The sequence below is a fragment of the Psychrobacter frigidicola genome (genome assembly GCF_007997305.1).
Taxonomy (GTDB): Bacteria; Pseudomonadota; Gammaproteobacteria; order Pseudomonadales; family Moraxellaceae; genus Psychrobacter; species Psychrobacter frigidicola.
In genome coordinates, this window is the sequence record NZ_VORZ01000001.1 from 176,756 (window position 1) to 197,034 (window position 20,279).

The following is a 20,279-nucleotide window of genomic DNA, read 5'->3' on the forward strand; positions in this document are numbered from 1 at the left end:
ATGTTTGAACTAAAGAGCTATCAGCAAGGTGCACTTGACACCCTTACGAGTTTTTTTCAGCGTTGCCGTATGGATGGTGACATCGACACAGCATTTCAGCAGACACTACAGGATAATAATTTTGTAGAAACCCCTTATCGTACTTACTCTTTCGATGATACGCCTTATGTCTGTATTCGCATTCCGACAGGTGGCGGCAAGACTGTACTAGGCGCTTATGCGGTCTCTACAGCTGCGACTCATTATCTGTCGCAAGATTTCCCCATTGTATTATGGCTAGTACCTACTACTACCATTCAGCAGCAGACCGTCTCGGCTCTCAAGAGCAACCCAGACTATACTGATCATTTAAACCGCGCCTTTGCCAATCAAGTCAGTGTCTACGATATCGCTGATGTCAATCAAATCCGTGCACAGGATATTGGCAACAAAACGATCATAGTCGTCTCTACTATTGCCAATTTGCGAGTAGCTAAGACGTCTGATCGCAAGGTATATCAGTATCATGAAGATTTTGAACCGCATTTTGCCAAACTGAGTCGTCAACATCCTTTTTATGACAAGCTAGAGACTGTCAGTGAAGATGACGTTTCCGAAAACGGTTTGACTGTAAATGATATAGGCAAGATAAAATACTCTTTTGCCAACCTATTAGCGCTTTACAACCCTTTAGTAATCGTCGATGAAGCTCATAATGCTAGAACCTCATTAACCTTTGATACCCTAAAGCGCGTGCATCCTGCGGCCATTATCGAATTTACCGCTACTCCTAATACCTCAACGACCAATGGTAGTAATATTTTATATCATGTCTCAGCGGCGCAACTAAAAGCTGAAGAGATGATCAAGTTACCTATCATTTTGACCGAGCATATTAATGGCTGGGAAGAAGCGGTACGTGATGCGGTATTAACACGCGATAGATTAGCGCTTAAAGCACAAAAGGATATCGACTATATACGTCCTATCGTCCTACTACAGGCAGAGAATAAGAACGGCAAGGTAACGGTTGAAGTACTCAAAAAGTGTCTGATTGAAGATCATAATATTACTGAGGATAAAATTGCAGTAGTTACAGGGGCACAGCGAGAGCTAGATGGCATTGATCTTTTTGACCCTAACTGTCCTATCGAGTACATCATTACTATAGAAGCTTTGAAAGAAGGTTGGGATTGTTCATTTGCCTACGTGTTCTGTTCAGTCAAACAAGTCTCTTCTAGCAAAGATGCTGAGCAGCTATTGGGGCGTGTATTGCGAATGCCTTATGCAAAGCGCCGCGTGATAGAAGATCTAAATAGAGCTTATGCACATTTGGCAACCACAAGTTTGGCACAGGCGGCAAAAGAGCTGACAGATAAACTCATCTCGATGGGTTTTGAAGAGATGGAGGTAGCCACGTTCCTTCGACAGCAAGATGCCAATCAAGGCGATTTATTTGGTCAGGTAGATAAAGATGACGCTGTAAACTCGAAACCTAAATTTATGCCACCTTCCTTGATGGTTGAGGTGGAAGATACGATAGATACTACCGAGTTATCAGAAGAAGAACGCAGTAGCATTAAAATCTCTGAGGTAAATGGTCGCCAAGTGGTCACGGTTACGGGTAAAGTCTCAGAGCCGTTGAAAAAAGCTATTACCAAAGTAGCTGTTGAAGATAAAAAAGAGATTGAGACTTCAGTTGATAGGCATAACCTCAGTGTACATGCAGCTTTGTCACCAGCAGAGAACGGAGTGAAATTTGCCCCGCTACCTAGATTGTGTGTCATGGTTCAGGGTGAGCTTGAACTGGTTGAGAAAGAAGTATTCTTGGATGTATCAGGTTGGAATCTATTAGATTATCCAGCTAAGCTCGACTACCAGCCTCACGAGGAAACGACAAGCTTCCTAGTCGATGTAGAAGGCAAAAAAGTTAAATATAACCTTGCTCATGAGTCACAAACTTTAAATCTAAACCTGGCTCATACCGAAGTAACCCAAGATGAGCTTATAGGCTGGCTAGACCATGAATGCCGTCAAAGTGATGTCACTCAGCGTGAAATGACGAGTTTCTTAACTAAAATAGTCAATCAGTTATTGCAAATACCCGCGCTTACATTGACCACGCTCATACGTAGTAAGTACCCCCTTGCTCGTTCTATACAGGAGCTAGTATCTGCGTATAGACAGCAGGCCATGACTAAAGGGTATCAGCAAACTTTATTCGCAAGCGATGCTGACGTGCTTACGACTTACGATTTTAGTTACGAGTTTAAAGCAGATAACTATCCTGCGCGACCACCTTACTATTCTGGCAGATATGATTTTGATAAACATTATTATCCGCAAATTGAGGATATGAAACCTTCAGGTGAAGAGTTTGATTGTGCTCAGATCATTGAGTCATTGACTCAAGTTAAGCATTGGGTAAGAAATCTAGTTCGGCGTGGAGAAGCATCATTTAGTTTGCCCTTAGCACATAATAACTTTTATCCTGACTTTATAGTTGAACTGCAAGATGGTCGTATATTGGTGGTGGAGTATAAAGGCAAGCCTTACGAAACCAATGACGATTCAGCAGAGAAACGTATGGTAGGCGAACTCTGGGCAAGTCATAGCCAGGGTCAATGCTTGTTTTTAATGGCGGTTAAAAAAGATGATAAAGGTCAAGACGTGCGGCAGCAGATACTTAACATTATTGGATAAAGTAGCTTGTATTGCTTTATTGAAGTCACTCGTTACTTGGATTTATAGCTCTTAATATATAGACCATAGTAGGTTAAAAGAAAAATTTGTATCAATTGGTTTGAAGTTCTGGAGAAACGATGAGTGCGAACAGCCTTAAAAACATGCTTTCAAGTATTGAGGGTGGCAAATCGATAAATTTATTGCGATTTAAGAAACTAATAGACTCATTGAACTTAGGAGTGTGCTTTGAGCTAAGCGATATCAAAGCCACTAAGTCTTCAGGAAATAATTATCGTGTTATCAGTTTGCCAATAGAACTAGATCAAGTACTTAAGCACTACGTTAATCAGATTGGTGATGACCGCATAAGCAGTGCTCGTCAGAACTTAAGTCATAGTCACAAAGTAATGGGGTCTTATTTGCTAGTGATTCATGATGCTCACCTTTCAGACTCACTACAGTTTTCTAATATGTCTCATCCTATCGTTATAACAATAGATGCTAAGGGAAAGCCCAGCTATCCACCATCTTTTTCTGATGAATTGTCTTCAAATATCCAAGCTATCGGAAATATGAAACAAAGGAAAGAAAAAGACGCAGTTATTATTGAGAACAGACAGCTTTTTTTAAATTGGACTCAAACTCAAGCATTCTTACAGATGCGTTGCCAATTCAGCAGCTCAAGCTATGATGTCATTTTCGGAGCGGGTAATGATATCAGCAACTCCCTACATCGAGATTTTCTGTCAGATTATCGGAAACTTTATGTATGTGGCGATATCGACTTAGGTGGCGTGACTATTGCTAGTAATCTTATTAAATTATTACCTAACAAGACGATTGAGTTTGTAATGCCCGATGACATTGAATACCGATTGAACCAGGTGGCTGGCTTTACTAAGTCTAAAACCGTATCTGACATTCGTCATATTTGCTCGCATCATGTTGAATTGGATGCTATAAGCAATGTAATTACCAAGACACATAAAACCTTAGAACAAGAGAGTTACTTATATGACTGATATGCTCGCAAGTGAAACTTTAAATTATACCCTGAAGCGCATCGTATTCGTTAACTCTGCAAATCATGCTTATTCAGAGATTCGCCTAGACAATCATCTGGCCTTGTTTGGTGCTAATAATGCAGGCAAAACAGCAAGCCTCGCCGCGACCAAATTAATGCTTTATCCTGAAACAGATTTTAGTAATTGTCATAAGAAATTTCAGTTTAAAGGTAAGACTGGCGTTTACTCAAAAGAAGATTCCTACGAGTTCTACTTTCCTTCACCTCAGTCTTTTTTGATAATGGAGACCAAGAATGATGCTGGTGTAGCCTGTATGGTGCTATATCGTGATAAAGGTTTTCGCTACTACCGTATTTTCTTACCCTTATCTTATGACGAAATCAGACACTTATTTTGGGATGATCACAGCAAAAACTTTGCTAATGATTTAAGTGTGACTACTATTTTGGCATTTCAAAAGAAACATGGTGGTTTACATGTGAGCGATGATAGGCAACTAACTGAGCTGATGTATAGCAACTTTACAGGTGCTCATAGTCGTTACAGTATTGTACCGCTATCTGAAAACACCAATAAGGCAGTACATGCGTTTCGCAGTATCTACCAAATGGCGTTTGATGCAGGTACAGGTGGCACTGAAGCTTTAGCAGATGCCATTGCCACATTGATTGAAATGAAGCGCGGACGACCACAAGAGCGCATGAATGCTGACTTAGTGAGCCTTGAAGAAGACTACCAAAAGCTATTACAAAAGAATGAAGAGTTACAGTGCCTAAAAAACAATAAAGAGAATTATGAAAACTTAAAATCTAAATTTGAAGACTTAAAAGCAAAGCGTAAAATACTGACTGAGCAGCATATTATACTGTCAAAAACTTTGTCGAATAGCAAAGCAAGCTATGCTAGTAGCTTTGCTAACTTATCTAAAAAACTCACTGAAGCGCAAAAGTCACATTCAGATTTAGATTCTAGATTTGAAAAAGTTGAAAAAGAAACTAGCAAGCTAGAGGGTGCTACTAATGAGTTGGATAAGACAATACAAAAATATCAAGATAATATATATCTAGCTGAGCAAGTACTATCCCAACATGATTATACTAATGCCATTGAACTGGCATCTATACTTAGTGAACGTAAAGAGGCACTTGGAACTCAACAATCAGCACTCCTTGATACTATGCGTAGTACTAAAAAATTAGAAGAATTGACCAAGAGCATCAATCAAAACACAGAAAAGCTTAAGCATAAGAAAGATACTTTAGAGAATATCGATAATCTTATGTTGACGCAGCTAACAGCTGAAACAGCTGACGTGTTATTTAGTCTAAACAATAACTTTGGTGCGCTCGCATTAGAATTGACATCAGATCAGATTGATTCTATAAAATCATTTACGAATTGGTTCGATACAGCAGGTAAGCAGCTCCTTTTTAACCAAGTCCAAATGCCAAATACGACAACTCAAAGGTTCCAAGTAGAAGAGCAAAGACAGTCTTTAGTACACTCTATTGCTAATCTTGAACAGCGAATTAAAGAAGATGACAGTAATAGAACAACGCTCCTCAATGCAACTAATGATACGAGCGGCGCTTCACGCCAGCAAAGTTTAGATGAACTTACAGAAGAAATAGCTACTCTTAGCAATCAAATTGTTGCTCTGGAGCGCTATAAAATCAGCCTCGAAGATATTGAAATTAACAAGCAACAGCTCAAAGAAAAAGTAGACTTAAAGTCAGAGCTATCTGAACAACTTATAATGCTTGGGAATGAAAAAGATCAGGCATATCAAGCCTTGCAGACTATGCTTACTCAACGAGATAAACTTGAAAGTCAGCGGAGTAATTTTGATCATTATACTGGTAGCTTAAGTCAGGTGACTACAAGCATAGGTGCAACACATTATAGCGAAACTGAGATTTCAGAGATTATAGAAGCCTATACCCAAAGGCACGATAAGTCGCTCCACTTAGATATGCGCACTATTAATGACTTAACTCAGCAAGCTAACGCTCATACTAGTGATTACAGTGAACTTAAAAATGTAATTGAGACTTTCATACAAAAGGTACCTAATGACAATGTTGATCAGTTTACTAATATTCAAACACTGACCCAATTAAGCGATATCATTGCTACTTATAACAATAGTTTTAGTTCGCTTAATTATCAGATCCAAACGCAAGCCAACAATATCAGTAGACATAACCAGATCATCAGCAGCCAACTTCGTGAAATTAGTGATGCTAGCCAAATGCTGACGGACTATGTAGCCGCAATTAATGCTGAGCTAAACACACATCAAATATCCAATCTTAAGCAAGTTCGCATTAAGCTACACTGCCACGCAGACTTTGAACACGTTCGCAAACTACAGAAAAATCATGATATTACCCAAACCAAGCTTATGAGTGATGAGTTTTATCGCACTTTAATGGCGTTTATGGAAAAACATGCGAACAAGCGAACCAAGCTAATTAAAATGCGCGACATCATTAGTAAAATTAATTTTGAATATATCGATGTGAATGGCGTTTTGACTGATAAATCACAGTCTGGCGGTACTACCAGTACCATTACCGCCTCAATCATTGCTATTTTACTTGGACAAATCTTTATGCAAGGGGCTTCTTTTAAGATGCCTATCGTCATTGATGAAATCGGTGATTTAGATGATGATAACACCAGCACAATTATCGACTGTATTGATAGACACGGTTTTTCAGCATTTTGTGCTACGCCAACTCAGCGAGCATCAGTATGTCAGTCTGTCAAACGCTGGATACGTGTGGATTACAACGTTTTTCAGCACCCACCTAAAGTAGCAAGCTGTGTACTTAATATTTTGCCTGAATCAGTTGAGGTTTGGGGCCAGATCAATGACGACCAAGCACGACTAACTGGGGCTTTAGCATGATTAACCGTGATGTCCTGATTGAAAAGGTACTAGAGTTTAAATATGATTTTTTTCAATTTATTGACTATATCAACTCACATGACGGCGCTATGGAGTTTCCTTTTACCGCCTATGTTCAATTTTATAATAAGAAAGTTTTATCGCAGGATAACGAATCTTTAAAAAACATTTTGAGTCTAGATCATCTGCTTGCTGGAGGCATTTTTACTCATCATGATAAAGTGAGTGGCATGCTAGTTATGTCAAAGGTAGTATACGATTTACTGGTATTTTTAGATGTGTCTCGAAATAAAGAGCTTAGCCACGCCAAGTTTGAATCATTAAGACAACAAACTGAGCAAGCTACTATTAACATCATGCAGTGTGAAACCGGCTCTCAAGATTACCGCGATCAACTTAATCTATTTTGGGATTTAATAAGTGAGATTTTAACCACAGTTAAAGAAAATATTCGGGTTTTGCATCATAAGGTAGATGATGTTGCCAACCAATATGGTCAGTTTGAGGCTGGTAAGCAAAAACATTCTATCAATGAGTTGTACGAGACTGCTCAACAGCTACACGATCGTCATATAAAACCCTGTTTAGAGTTTATCAATCCTGACATACAACTAGTTAATCGTAAAAACTTTGTAGAGTCTATTGATACTTTGATGGATTACTACCGGCAAAGTGGTCATGAATCAATTGCTATCGCTATACGTTATAAATTAACAGCAGTTACTTCATATTATAAAGATATTGAATCGCTTTCTAATAGACTTTTGACTTACTTGTATAGTTTGGCTGAACAGCGTCGCTACTTTATGGCTATTGAACAAAGATACAATGCATTGATGCAAACCTTTGATAAGCTTTATCGTCATGGAGGACAAAAGAATCTGTACCTTACAGCGGGTCTTGAAGATATCAGTGATATGCGCTGTTTTGATGGACTCTCATCTCACAAGTTAAGTTTTTCTGCTAAATTTGACCGGCACCCTGAAAAAAGCATTCAACAGTTTAAGCACTACTTTGAAGAGATTCAGCTACGACCAATTAAACAAAAAGTTGATATTGCTCATGCCCCAAAACTACCTGATAAAACGCTACAGAATCGTAAAAATGATATTTTAAAACATATCGCTTCTCTACCAAAAGAACAATTCATCGAAGATATCCATCAATACTTAGATAATTATCTTAAAGCGTCTATCAATGAGTATACGCTTGTCGATGTGCTCTATGGACTTGAGTTTTACTTGTCACTTATTCCAAAGACAAAAATCAGACAACTAAGTGAACGTCGACGCGTAGAAGACGGGAGTTATTATTGGGAGTATCGAGTACTGACTCGCATAAATAATCAAACTAATTCGAATATGACTGATCTCAAGATTAAGGAACAAGTAAATGATTGATTTGCATAGTAGTGTGGAGATATATGACCATTTGATGAACGGCCGTATCGTAAACAAAAGACGTCTGGGTTCACATGGCAGTTTTGAGCCAAACCCTATGTTTGAAGAAGTTATCAAAAACTTGGATGTATATAAGAACCAGTATGATATGTGCGGCTTTAGTTTGCTCGCCAACACAGAGTTCATTTATATAATTAAAGGTAACGCCTATGAACTAGGCAAAACTGAAATTGCAATGAAAGCATATTGTTTGCTATTAATTATAGGTAAATACGTCACCTCACATAATTATAAGGTTGATAAACTCAATTCCGCTTCAGGTGGATTAACGCTTTCTGATATTGATAAGATTGGATTACTACAAGATACTGCAGAAATATTACAACGAGCTGGTATGAATGAGGATATGTTCAAAAGTATTAAATCGACTCTAATTGAGCGCCAAATTATGTTTGAAAACCCTATTACTCAGAATTTTGTTTTGTCTGATTCAGGTATGGCATTTTATGAAGAGCTCACAGCGGACTTTATCGTCGGCTGAGAAGTAGGATTGATGGTTGTATCAGCTAGATACGTTGCAGCTAAATTAACCTAAGATTCAGCTTATAGTTAAGTGTTAAATCACAAAAAGCCAGATAGTTGAACTATCTGGCTTTTGAGTATAGTTAAATTATCACCTACCAACTGTAAGCTGCCCGCCAGAAAAACTGATACATGGTTCGCAAAACCAAGATGACTGTTTTCTGACATAAGGCATATCTGCTGGTACATCGAGTTTATAGGGTCGTCCACAGTACTCACAATGCACATCATCTAAGTAAGCCTGACACTCTGCTAATACGCCAAACAGAATATGATAATCGATATAGTATTGTCTGCAGAGTATTTCTACATGCTCTACATACCTTCCATCATGCTCATATGCCCAATAATCTTCGCATAGTTTTATGTCAGACTGATCTGCATTAGGGCTAAAAATAAGTTTTAAGCTCATGGCTATCTCCAAACCAAATAATTAACGTTAATCACAACGAATAATAAATCTCGTAATGATTCATAATGGCCAAAAATTTGGTCTCAAGATTCGTTAAGGTATAACGATTCAGCGCTAATCCTTCATTTAGCTCTCGTTGCACCCATATCCTGACTGCCTCATCATTATAAAATATCGGATTGACGCCTAGCATCTTTGCTAACTGTGAACCCTGTTGTATTTGCAGGTTTACCATAAGCTTGGTAGATAGCGATATCGCTACAGCACTTAGCCAAATTGAAGCATGCGGCGGTTTAATAAATGTGTTCATGTATAATCTCCTGTAGATTAATATTTATTCCTGTTAGTCGTAATGACTTTCTACAGATTAAATTATACATACATTTTGAGCTATTGCAACTTAAAATAACCTTCTATAGAGCTTTTTATTACTTAATAGAACATTCAGCCTATTTGAGAAACTATAGTTTGCTGGATATTATTTGGTGTAATAACTGACAAGTGCAGCGTTATCTTGGGTTCTAAAAGAAGAGAGGTTTATTCTTCTTCCTTAACTATCTCATAAAGGTCGCCAACTTCAATATCCAAATATAAACATAGCTTCTCGACAACTTCTAGATCCACTCTTGTGGCTTCTTCGTTATACATGCGTGTGATTGTGCCTCTGTTAACATCAGTATCTCTAGATACATCAGCAATCTTTAATCTTTTCTCACCCATAATTCTAGATAAATTACACTTCACCATAACCTCCTCCATAATAAAATAACCTACTGTAGATAAAAATGTCTTGCAAAAGATTATTTTTAGTGTAAATTATGTTCTATAGCAGGTCATAAAGCTATTAGATAATAACACTTTAATCTTTAGTAAGGATTTTACTATGAGTTATACCTATTTAACAACCGAAGAGCTGTCACAACGCATTAAATATGACAGCAAGACTATACGCAATCAACTTAAGGATGCAGTATTCATTGAGGGCGTTCATTACATCAAACCATTTGGTGGCCGCAAGATTCTTTTTATTTGGCAAAAAATAGAAGAACTCATGCTGACAGGCTACGACGATACCATTCCATTTGTAGCGGGAGCGTAATCATGGCGAGTATCAATAGCCGTAATGGCAACCTGTATGTAGATTTCCGATACATAGGTCAACGTTGTAGAGAGCAAACCTTACTGGCAGACACTAAGCCTAATCGAAAGCGTCTAGAAAATTTCGTTAGCAAAATGGAAGCTGATATTCAATTAGGTAGTTTTCGCTATGAAAACTACTTTCCGAAAAGTAAAAAGCTTGAGCAGTTTCAAAGCTTAGAGCTTATGAGGTCAACGAATAGTCATAAGGATTCAAGTTCAGGCTTTGATAGTTTTAGCAAAGTTTGGTTAGAGGAGAAAAAGCCAGAATGGCGGGACTCTCAAATAAGTAATGTGGAGGATATATTTAGAATTTACCTAATTCCTCATTTTAGCAATTTACCGCTAAATACCATTAGCAAAGCCAAAATCATGATTTTTCGAGGTAAGTTAGTCAAAGATGGTAATAACGGACGAACCTTATCAGCGTCTCGCATTAATCATATCATGACGCCATTACGTATGGTGCTGACCGAAGCCTCTGAGCGTTTTGATTTTGACAGCCCTTGGAAGAATATAAAACCACTCAGTGAACCTAAAAGTAATGTCAGTCCTTTTACTCTAGATGAGGTCATGCTGATTATCAATAACGTGAGAGCAGACTATAAGCCTTACTATATCGTACGATTTTTTACAGGTATGCGTACAGGTGAGATTGATGGCTTGCCTTGGAGAAATATAGATTTTGAGCGCCGACAAATCATCGTTGATCAGGCAGTCGTTAATGGTGTCATAGGCGAAACTAAAACCTCAGGTTCGAATCGTATCATTCAGATGAACCAACTGGTTTATGATGCGTTAATTGGTCAGAAGAAACTAACTAAACATCAAAGTGAGTTCGTGTTCTGTACAAAAGCGGGTACCCCTTTAAATCATCGTAATGTGACAAAGCGAGTTTGGTATCCATTACTACGATATTTAGAGCTTGATAAGCGAAATCCTTACCAAAGTAGACATACGGCCGCGACGCTTTGGCTTGCTGCTGGTGAGTCGCCTGAGTGGATTGCTGCGCAAATGGGTCATAGCAACACAAAAATGCTATTCACAGTGTATTCTCGATATGTGCCCAACCTAACTCGTCAAGACGGAAGTGCTTTAGATAAGCTACTGATAGCACGAGGAATACTACAAAACGTATGAAAAAGCCTATATTTAACAAAAAGACATCCAAACAGGTGTCTTTTTTTTATTTTATAGCTGGATGCTTTGTATAAATGCAGCTACAGTGATTGAAATGGCTTGTAAAGGATGCGTAGCAATGGATACAGGGATTAAAGCAGCTTGTAAAATCGAAGAGTGGTTACAAGAAAATATTATTGTTTGGTGTAATGTACAGGAAATTCCGAAATTACTCATTGAGCTAGAACTTCTACAACATACCTTGTCTGAGCAGTTTAGACTAGTGATGGAAAGTGAATATCATGCTTTATCTGAATGGATAAAAACAAAGAAGATAGATTCTACTTTAACTGGGTCAGAGAAACTCCATATCTACGAAAACGGTATTGACCAGAAAGACTTCCTCAAAAACTTAAAAACACGTCACAAGTATCTCAAAAATCTCTACCTCATTACTTTTTTAGTCAGTCGTTCAGACTCAGCAAAGATAAATAGCATTCGTTCTCTCTACTTTTTTCTCTGTCTTAAAATGGTTCAGCTGACTGACTATGAGAGTAGGATTGAAACCACACTTGATGAATGCCGATTTTTAACTAATAAAACCCGTGAGTTTTTGATCCCTTTCTTACCTGATTTAACGGAAATGGATAGCTTGGAGGATGTTCAGGATAATCTTATCCAAGCTCAAAATAACGACAATTACACCAGATGGCTTAATAACTCCCCTGATACCTTTGAGTCGGAAATAAAAAGGTATGGAAGCAAGTTACTGGATAAAAATACATTATTTCCTTCTAGCGATGCTAGAAATGATATTAATGAGCGTATATCCCAATATCTTTACGAGTATATTCTACCGATTGAAAACTTCTTCAAAAATGTTTCTGGTATTACTCGAATAACTAGCACTACTTATCAAGTTGTCAACGGCCCCTCGTATTATGACGATACGACAGGAAATACGTTTAGTGACCTAGTAAATATCTTTGAATCTACAAGCAATACAGATGCTTTTGAAGCTAGTGAACGCCAAGATAATGAGCAGGAATCCTTTGAGCAAGTAACTATAGATAATCCAAGTAACTATTATTTAGATCTGGTAAAAGCAGGGGGCCAATCAAACAGTCGTCGAAAAAATGCTATGAATCAGGTGACTGATGTTAATACGGCACATGAAGATGAAATAAAAAGATTGGTCGAATATATAGCTAGCAAACTAAGCAGACTTGATTTTTTATCTATTGGTAAAGAGTACGAATATGAGCATGAATATGAAGAGGGAAAGTTTAAATTCGATATATCTGATCAATCCGCATTATATCTATATATGCTTTTACTGACAGGTATTCATGACATATATACTTCCGAACAGTTAAAGCTTGGATCTAACGGTTATCGCTACCAACTCACATTTTGTCCAGCACGTAGCCATGTCGATGATGACTGGGATAAATCGTTATGTGCCTATAAATCAAATAAACTTAATAAGCCAGACAGGCTATATGTTTTCATGCCGTACCCGTTAGGTGCGATGCATATTGAAATGATTGAAAGTACTGATGATAAAGTAAGAGATTCTATTCATGAAGAAGCGAAAGAGGATCTCCGTAAACTCAATAAAGAGTTTGGAATAAGACTGAGCATAAATAAGGTTAAAAACTATTTGCCTCACTATTTAGCTCAAACCAATATAGATAAAGCGCTTATAGAAGTATTGACCAACTGTCCTGTTCATCACCTCTCAGCACTACCTTATTATAATGTAAGTCAATATGATTTATTTCGATGCCAACGGGACTATATGGATCACTTGATAGGGCTACTTGAAAATAAGTATGAGCCAAATCAAACTAAACTATATATGCTTTTTGAACTACCCGATGAAACATTAACAGATTATTGGGATAAGACTATAGGGAGTGCATTAGCTGTTAATGAGTTTAGACTAGAAGAGATTGTGTTTAAACTAAGACAAAAAGTGGAAGCCGCTACTGTATATTTAAAGTTAAACAACTTGGACTCATTGGTTTGTCTTCATAACAGCTTTATGGACTATCTATACGTTTTGATGTCTGTTGCAAGTGGTTATCGACCTGTTACTGAGCCATTTGGCAGGTTGTCAGATATAGATACCAGAACTGGAGTCTATTTTATTAGCGATAAGGAAATGCAAGATGACACTATTGGAAGATTAATCTATCTACCACACACCGTATGTCAGCAAATAAATGAGTATGAAAAATTTATTAAAAGTAATGGCATTCTCTTTAATAAATTAGGAAGTAATATTGGTCAAATATACATGGGAATTTTGGATAGTCATATTGGACTGATAAGTTATCTAAAATTAGATGAGATAACCAATACTGTTATTCAGTTGAAGTTAAACAAAGTATTCATAAAAGAGCGTATGTCACAATATATATCGCTACCTCTTAATTGGCATCGACATTTTATACGCTCGCTAAAAAATATACACATCGGCAAATATTCATACAACTCAGACTTCAATGAAAGACCAATTGGATATGACGTTATTAGTGCTTGGATGGGACATTCTGATGAACTGGGATTCAGCTTTTACGACCCTTTTAGCGGTTTGAAACGATCTGAACTTAGAGAGTTTGCAAATACACTAGATGAGCTTATCAAAGGTATTGGCTTTACAGTCATCCAATTGGAGCGCTAAAGATGGTAGGTCAAAAATCTGGTATTAAGATACGAGAAGAAAAACGAGATAAACTAGAAGAAAAGCGCTTTTCGTTAGCTTGCGAACTAATAGACAAACACATCGACCTGACAAAAATTGCCGCATCTGAAGATAAACAGCGATCGTTTGACTTGATGTGGCTAAAGTTTGATACTAATTTATCCACTAATAAATATTTTAAAGATGTTAAAAAATATTCTAGCTCATATAATCACGCCGTAAAATACTGTCAAAGTCGAATAGAAGATGAAAATATTGATATAGGTTTTCCTAAACTTATCATTCAATCATCTCGTGCCAAATCTTTTCGTACACAAGAATGGTTCAATGACGGCAAGCGCGTGCTAGATTTTTATTTAAACTGGGTTAAAGATTTAGAAACTAAAAAAACTGTTGATATAACTGTAAGTGATATCTTATTCACTCTAATCTTTCACAGTGCAATCCTAAAGGCTCCTATACTACAGGAGATATTGGATCAAATAATTGGGAAACGTCTAAAAATTGAACAAATTTCAGGGTTGCCAACCATCACTGTGATCGTCAAGGATGAGGCTTATCACACAAATACTTATAAAGCGTCAGAAGCAGTACATCAAGTACAGGCTTTTATTTCTCCACTATCAGCTCATATTATTCAGTCTTATAACAAAGAGCAGAAAAATATCGTTACCGATCGTGATAAAAATCTCACAATATACAAACGGTATCAAAGCATACAACTGATACAAGCAAATCAGGGTAATGAAATAGAACTTGGTTTGAAACGTTTTTTGATGGGTGCGGTCTATGTGCTAGAAAATAATTTTTTCTTCGATCTCCCTGAACATACTTGGTACATTATAACGGGTAAAGAGAATACCTATAGCCTGGCAACATCCAACTGGCAATCTCTGATTTATAACATTCAACATAATGAGAATCAGAAACAAGAAGAATTTAATAGCAATTTAACTAACATGGACAGTAATGGCCATGTAGAAAGCATTCCTCGCTTAGTAGTAGAGATAGCGAAGTTACTTAGGAAAGACATTAAAGATAATAATGCCAAATTATCTGAAAAGAAATTGATTAAAGAGCTAGATGAAATTTATAATCGATTAAAAAGTGGTCAAAGCTCTTTACAAGAAAAGGCAATAGTTGGCTGGCTATTATCAAAAGCACGTACCTGTAAAGTAAGCAGTGTTCAAACATATAGTAATACGATCACTAGTCGCTGGCTAGCACTTACTCAAGACACAAATCTAGAAAGTTATCAGGAAGAAGACTTTATAACGCTATACAGTGAGATGATTGAACTCAGTAAGACCACGAAAGCAAAGAATTCAGTCGCTACATTAATTAATGAAATACACCAATACATGGTTAAAAACTACCATACAAAACCTATAGCTCCATTGATTACAAGCGATAAACCCCATCATAAAGTTGGTTATATATCAGAGCAGATGTTCCAAGCTATACTTGATAAGATTGATAGCCTTACTACAAATGTAGATGAAAAACAGGCTTTGAGCTTAGCGTTAATATTAGGACATCGGTGCGGGCTGAGAATTGGTGAAATAGTTAAAATAAGATTGCGTGATGTAGCCGAAACTCAGAATTATCTAGAGATTAGAAATAATAAATTTGGAAACAATAAGAGCCTCTCTGCTTTACGTCGTGTATTACTTGCACAACTATTAACAGAATCTGATATTAAATTAATTAAGCGTGTTTACATCAAACGTTCAGGCGATAAAGGTCAAACGCTTATAGCCAGCCAAGATGGTATGTCTTACAACGCTCAAACAATATCAAAAATGCTTACTCATCTTATAAAAGAGGTTACTGGCTTAAGCTATCTTACTACACACCATCTACGCCATAGTTGTCTAACTAATTTTCAGTTAATGTCATTTTTATATGATAAAGACTATCAATTTAATAGCCATCCAAGTGCAACGTTTTTAAAAAGCTTGCTACCCTACGAATCAGCTCAAGCTGCTAGCATCATCAATCATTTCGAAACGAATCTTGCATACAAGAAAATATATGCTTTGGCAGGAATAGCAGGGCACGCTACTCCTAGTACAACATTTTCATCATATGTACATTTTACGGACATTCAGGTGGGATTATTATTATGGCAGACCAATTTTAAGCTAGCTATGAAGCACAATCAGATACTAAAAATACCGAGAAGACAAAAATTTGAAACTGAAAATATGCATTTAAAAATAAATGAATATCTCATTGATAAGCTTAAACTGTCTTATTTTCCGCAACCTATGCACAGTAAAATACTTAATAATGAGTTTGATGAAAAAATTGTAAAAGTTAAGAAATATTCTTTCGATGAAGTGCATCAAGTTCTTGAAGCTTATACTCAGAAAGGTGATTATGAGAACCTCATGCATATCTATGATGTCAGTCAAGAAACTTTTGAAACATGGCATCATAATGCAAAGCGACTAAGAGACGCTTCAGAGTTTCAAACTAGGAAAGGTAACCCTAGGTTATTTGATATCAATAATAAAGGAGGCTTATTACCTATTAAGGACAGGTATGATGATGATAGAAAAATCATGATGCGAATGACGGAAAAATTTCGTAGCCTTTACTTAGAGAGTGATGACAAAAAACCTATCCATCAATTTATATATCATACACTTACTCATTCTCAATATAATAAAAATTTTATTATATTCAACTGCGCAGTAGACCTCTATAACTACCTTCAAGTTATTCGTAAACTAGTCTATAAAAAAGATATTCGACTGAGCTACTACAACTATGCACAAGCTGCCGAAAAAGATCAGAATGCTTGGAACGACGCTTTAAAAGATATACCTATTTCACAGAGAAGAAATATGGATAATGAGCTAGAAGAGAATTTTTGTCAAAATCAAAGGCAAATCCGAGTAGAGCTATCACTCGCTAGTCAAACTGAAGTTACAAGAATTAAAAATAGAGTAAACTCTGTTATACCTATAAGGCAGTGGAATGTGAGAACAATACAAATATTTAGTCACTATGTATTTATTATGATAGGCGAGAGGGTAAAACTAACTCAAGGATTAATATTATGAAACTATCTGCCAAAACGATTAGTTTGAATAGCAACTCAACCGTAAAACTCCATCCTTTAGCCAGAAGGCTTTATCAAGTACTGATGGAAGCCTATATTAGTAGTGATAAGAGTACTTACCTGAAAAACGTATCTAACTATTTCGGCAACAGAGTTGAGATACCTATTCATAATATTTCTGTCATATTTAAAGACGGTTCATACGAAATCATCGGGGGCTGTTTTTCTCCTATATTTGATCTAAATGACATTTCTAATGAAAATACTGTGATTCTAAGTTATACAACATCTCAAGGCCATGATACAAAGAATAAAACTGATGAACAGGTAAAGAGAGTAAAAAAAAGAATTCAAGATAAGTTTGACCAAGACGTAATAGACTTTATATATATGGATTATATTAGGGCGATTTCTATTCTTTCACTTTCAAAACCAGGTGTCATGTATTCAGAAATTAGAGAGTTATCACAGGCTAAAAGCAAATATAGTAGTGCTGTTTGGAACGAAATATTTGGCAATGAAGATGAGTCGCCAATAAATTATTTCAGTCAAAAAGACTTTTCAATGCTTATCGGCAAGACTCGATTCACTGTTAACAATCATAATAAAGTCAAAAACGATTAAAAGCGTTAATCTGATTAATTTAGCTAGGTAAACACCTTGCTAGTCAAATTTAGTGCCGAGAAGTACTAAATCACGTTTAAGGCATGATGGCTTTGCTTTTGATATGGAAATATCTTTTACTTTTTTAAACTAACTATCTAAAGCAACACTGAACCGCCCCGACTTTATCGGAGGCTTATTGTTCATTTTGATATAGGAAGTCAGTACTGTAGCAATAATTATTATCAGATCGTTGAGCAGCATAAGTTGAAAGGCTCAATGTCCAGGCGTAGTAATTGCTTTGACAATACTTTAATAAAAAACTTCTCGCGTGAGGAGCACTGCTCCGCAAGGAAGAATGAGCCGGTGTATTACCAAGACTATAAAACAAGATTCGAAGCCATTAGCGATATCACTAAATATATTGAACTAGATTATAACCAAACTAGAATTCAAAAGGGTTAAGGCTGTCGATCGCCAAGGCAGGTGTGGTTTGATTATTATCGTCAAGCTGCGTAATTAAAATCTCCCAAGTTTGAGCCTACGGATTTGATAGAAGGGGTCAAAGCGATTTCAATAGTTATAGGCTATTGGGTTTAATTAGTGTACATCTGAGTGTACTTGATAAGATTAGCTTTGTGATTCTTTGACTAGGATATTCCCTAATAACCTAGTCTTTATTCATCCTCTGTCCTTATACCCAAGTTGTTACAACCTAATTGGTATCCATTGTCACAAGCCTTGGAAAAGTACTTTTTCGCTATAACTGTATTTCGACGTACGCCTATGCCATTAAGGTACATCATACCAAGGTTATATTGAGATCTAGCATCTCCTTGATTGGCGGCTTTTAGATACCACTTACCGGCTTTAGCATAATCCTGAGGCGCACCTTCGCCATAGCTATAGATTGTTCCAAGGTGGTATTGGGCAGGAATATATCCTTGGTCAGCGGATTTTGTATACCACTCGATAGCTTTAGGATAATCCTGACGTACACCTTTACCCTTGTAGTAAGCGTTACCAATGTTGAATTGAGCCTCAGTATTGCCTTGGTTAGCTAATTTCTGCCACTCCTCAACGACTTTGGCATCATTTTGACGCACACGCTCGCTCTTTCGATGTGGTACGCCATTGATGAATTTCATGGGACCAATCCCTTGGTTAACAGCTTTTGTACGCCAATCGATATGTTTATCGTAATCCTCGTCTGTACCTTTGCCATCGTAATTGTAGTAAGTTCTACTAAGTTCAAGTTGAGCCTTAGCGTAGCCTTGATTTGCGGCTTTTGTGAACCATTCAATAGCTTTAGAGCGATCCTGATCTACCCCTTCGCCATCGTCATACATTATTGCAAGGTTGTATTGGGCAAGATCATATCCTTGGTTAGCTGATTTTGTATACCATCCAATGGCCTTAGCGTTATCCTCGCGTGTACCTTCGCCATCGTCGTACATTACTGCAAGGCTATATTGAGCCTCAGCATCACCTTGATTGGCTTGTACTGTAAGGTCTTCAAATTCTTTTTCAACATCTGATTTTACGGGCAAGACATCGCTAGGAAGACTAGTAGTCTGAGTATCAATGACTTTATGACATCCTGTGAGCATCAAGCCAGTCAGTAAAAATGTTGCTAGCTTTTTTTTCATAGCTGTTAGTCCTGTTATTTAATCAAGATAACATTACAATTTATCATTTACATGCTTATCATGATGTTTCTAAATACATCATTAGATGGTCTTATTAGGTATACCTATGTCGAACCAATCAAGTGTCTTCACTGGTTTGATTCCCTTAGTGAGGACTTCAATATTAAGCTGTAGGCTTTTGACATCATTAGGCTGATTTATTTATAGCAGTGTAACTGTGCACATGAAATGGTGGTATATCTATCTTTTTTAATGAGTCGCTGTAACTATTAAATATAAAACTGCATTTAAACCACCATATTCACGCCAATAGCTATCAACACCAAACCGCCTAGCGCTTCTGCCCAACTGCCCAGCCAAGTTCCTGACTTGCGCCCCATATAAGCGCCTAAAACACTTAAAATAGCCGTTGTTAGTGCAATAATTAAACATGCCAAATAAGCATTAACAGCTAACAGGTTTAACGTAAAGCCTGCCGCCATCGCATCAAGACTCGTTGCTATAGCCAACGACAGCAATGTTTTATGACTTAAATTGATCCGAGTCTCATCGTCATTAACGGAGCGCGACTCATAGAGCATCTTAATTCCAAGTACTACCAGTATGACAAAAGCAACCCAAGAAGCACCTTCAGAAAACCAGCCTAGCATGGTAGAGCCAAGCGCATAACCAATCAGTGGCATCACCCCTTGAGCAACACCAAAATACAACCCAATGAGTAAGGCCATTTTTATAAACTGTGGCTTAGAGTCAACCCTGTGAGTGGAGCCAAGACCGATTGAAGCGGCAAACGCATCTGCAGCCAGTGCTAGCGCCAACAATAATATCTCTAACATAATAAAGTAGTGCTCTTTTTATAGGGATTATTGTTCGGACTGCTTTGATGTGATTGGGATGGGTCATAGTTTAGCGGCATAATAAATTCAAGCAACCTCTAAGTGAGTTTTCAAATGTTTTAATGCCTATTATTGATAGCTTAATACGTTTATTTAAC

Annotated in this window: 15 protein-coding genes and 1 pseudogene; 11 read left to right on the forward strand and 5 right to left on the reverse strand. The window is 37.1% G+C overall.

Annotated elements, in window-relative coordinates; all coding sequences use genetic code 11:
• From ES754_RS00740 to ES754_RS00760, 5 genes are all read left to right on the forward strand, one after another.
• Nucleotides 1-2,682 carry a DEAD/DEAH box helicase gene (locus tag ES754_RS00740; RefSeq protein ID WP_147221148.1) on the forward strand — a complete coding sequence of 894 codons (2,682 nt, stop codon included), beginning with the start codon at nt 1-3 and terminating at the stop codon, nt 2,680-2,682.
• Between the two features lie 119 nt (nt 2,683-2,801).
• Nucleotides 2,802-3,686 carry a Wadjet anti-phage system protein JetD domain-containing protein gene (locus ES754_RS00745; protein WP_147221150.1) on the forward strand — a complete coding sequence of 295 codons (885 nt, stop codon included), beginning with the start codon at nt 2,802-2,804 and terminating at the stop codon, nt 3,684-3,686.
• Complete coding sequence (locus tag ES754_RS00750) at nt 3,679-6,603, forward strand: coiled-coil domain-containing protein (RefSeq protein WP_147221152.1); 2,925 nt, start codon at nt 3,679-3,681, stop codon at nt 6,601-6,603. The genes ES754_RS00745 and ES754_RS00750 overlap by 8 nt, the downstream gene beginning before the upstream one ends.
• Nucleotides 6,600-8,003, forward strand: a complete 1,404-nt coding sequence (locus ES754_RS00755) for a hypothetical protein (protein WP_147221154.1) — start codon at nt 6,600-6,602, stop codon at nt 8,001-8,003. Before ES754_RS00750 ends, ES754_RS00755 begins: the two co-directional genes overlap by 4 nt.
• Nucleotides 7,996-8,544 carry a condensin complex protein MksE gene (locus ES754_RS00760; protein WP_147221156.1) on the forward strand — a complete coding sequence of 183 codons (549 nt, stop codon included), beginning with the start codon at nt 7,996-7,998 and terminating at the stop codon, nt 8,542-8,544. The genes ES754_RS00755 and ES754_RS00760 overlap by 8 nt, the downstream gene beginning before the upstream one ends.
• 132 nt (nt 8,545-8,676) lie before the next feature.
• On the opposite strand, the gene ES754_RS00765 is transcribed toward ES754_RS00760, so the two are convergent.
• The 3 genes from ES754_RS00765 to ES754_RS00775 all read right to left on the reverse strand — a co-directional run bounded on the left by ES754_RS00765 (nt 8,677) and on the right by ES754_RS00775 (nt 9,744).
• Nucleotides 8,677-8,997, reverse strand: a complete 321-nt coding sequence (locus ES754_RS00765) for a hypothetical protein (RefSeq protein ID WP_147221158.1) — start codon at nt 8,995-8,997, stop codon at nt 8,677-8,679.
• A 31-nt stretch (nt 8,998-9,028) separates the two neighbouring features.
• Complete coding sequence (locus tag ES754_RS00770) at nt 9,029-9,307, reverse strand: hypothetical protein (RefSeq protein WP_147221159.1); 279 nt, start codon at nt 9,305-9,307, stop codon at nt 9,029-9,031.
• Between the two features lie 227 nt (nt 9,308-9,534).
• Nucleotides 9,535-9,744: a helix-turn-helix domain-containing protein gene (locus ES754_RS00775; RefSeq protein ID WP_045445187.1), complete on the reverse strand. Its 210-nt coding sequence runs from the start codon at nt 9,742-9,744 to the stop codon at nt 9,535-9,537.
• 136 nt (nt 9,745-9,880) lie between these two features.
• On the opposite strand from ES754_RS00775, the gene ES754_RS00780 reads away from it, so the two are divergent.
• The 6 genes and pseudogenes from ES754_RS00780 to ES754_RS12140 form a co-directional block, all read left to right on the forward strand.
• A complete protein-coding gene (locus ES754_RS00780) occupies nt 9,881-10,096 on the forward strand; it encodes a hypothetical protein (RefSeq protein ID WP_147221161.1) in 216 nt (71 codons plus the stop codon).
• A 2-nt stretch (nt 10,097-10,098) separates the two neighbouring features.
• On the forward strand, nt 10,099-11,274 hold the full coding sequence (locus tag ES754_RS00785; RefSeq protein ID WP_147221163.1) for an Arm DNA-binding domain-containing protein: 1,176 nt from the start codon (nt 10,099-10,101) through the stop codon (nt 11,272-11,274).
• 118 nt (nt 11,275-11,392) lie between these two features.
• On the forward strand, nt 11,393-13,942 hold the full coding sequence (locus ES754_RS00790) for a hypothetical protein (RefSeq protein WP_147221165.1): 2,550 nt from the start codon (nt 11,393-11,395) through the stop codon (nt 13,940-13,942).
• Between the two features lie 2 nt (nt 13,943-13,944).
• Complete coding sequence (locus tag ES754_RS00795; protein ID WP_147221167.1) at nt 13,945-17,034, forward strand: tyrosine-type recombinase/integrase; 3,090 nt, start codon at nt 13,945-13,947, stop codon at nt 17,032-17,034.
• Nucleotides 17,031-17,657, forward strand: a complete 627-nt coding sequence (locus tag ES754_RS00800; protein ID WP_147221169.1) for a hypothetical protein — start codon at nt 17,031-17,033, stop codon at nt 17,655-17,657. The genes ES754_RS00795 and ES754_RS00800 overlap by 4 nt, the downstream gene beginning before the upstream one ends.
• Before the next feature lie 174 nt (nt 17,658-17,831).
• Nucleotides 17,832-18,101: pseudogene (locus ES754_RS12140) on the forward strand (IS3-like element ISPar1 family transposase); the annotation flags it as partial.
• A gap of 212 nt (nt 18,102-18,313) precedes the next feature.
• On the opposite strand, the gene ES754_RS00805 reads toward ES754_RS12140, so the two are convergent.
• Nucleotides 18,314-19,285, reverse strand: a complete 972-nt coding sequence (locus ES754_RS00805; RefSeq protein ID WP_147221171.1) for a tetratricopeptide repeat protein — start codon at nt 19,283-19,285, stop codon at nt 18,314-18,316.
• 287 nt (nt 19,286-19,572) lie between these two features.
• The gene (locus ES754_RS00810) at nt 19,573-20,121 is read right to left on the reverse strand and encodes a manganese efflux pump MntP (protein ID WP_147221173.1); all 549 of its coding nucleotides are present in this window, start codon (nt 20,119-20,121) and stop codon (nt 19,573-19,575) included.
• Between the last annotated feature and the right edge of the window lie 158 nt (nt 20,122-20,279).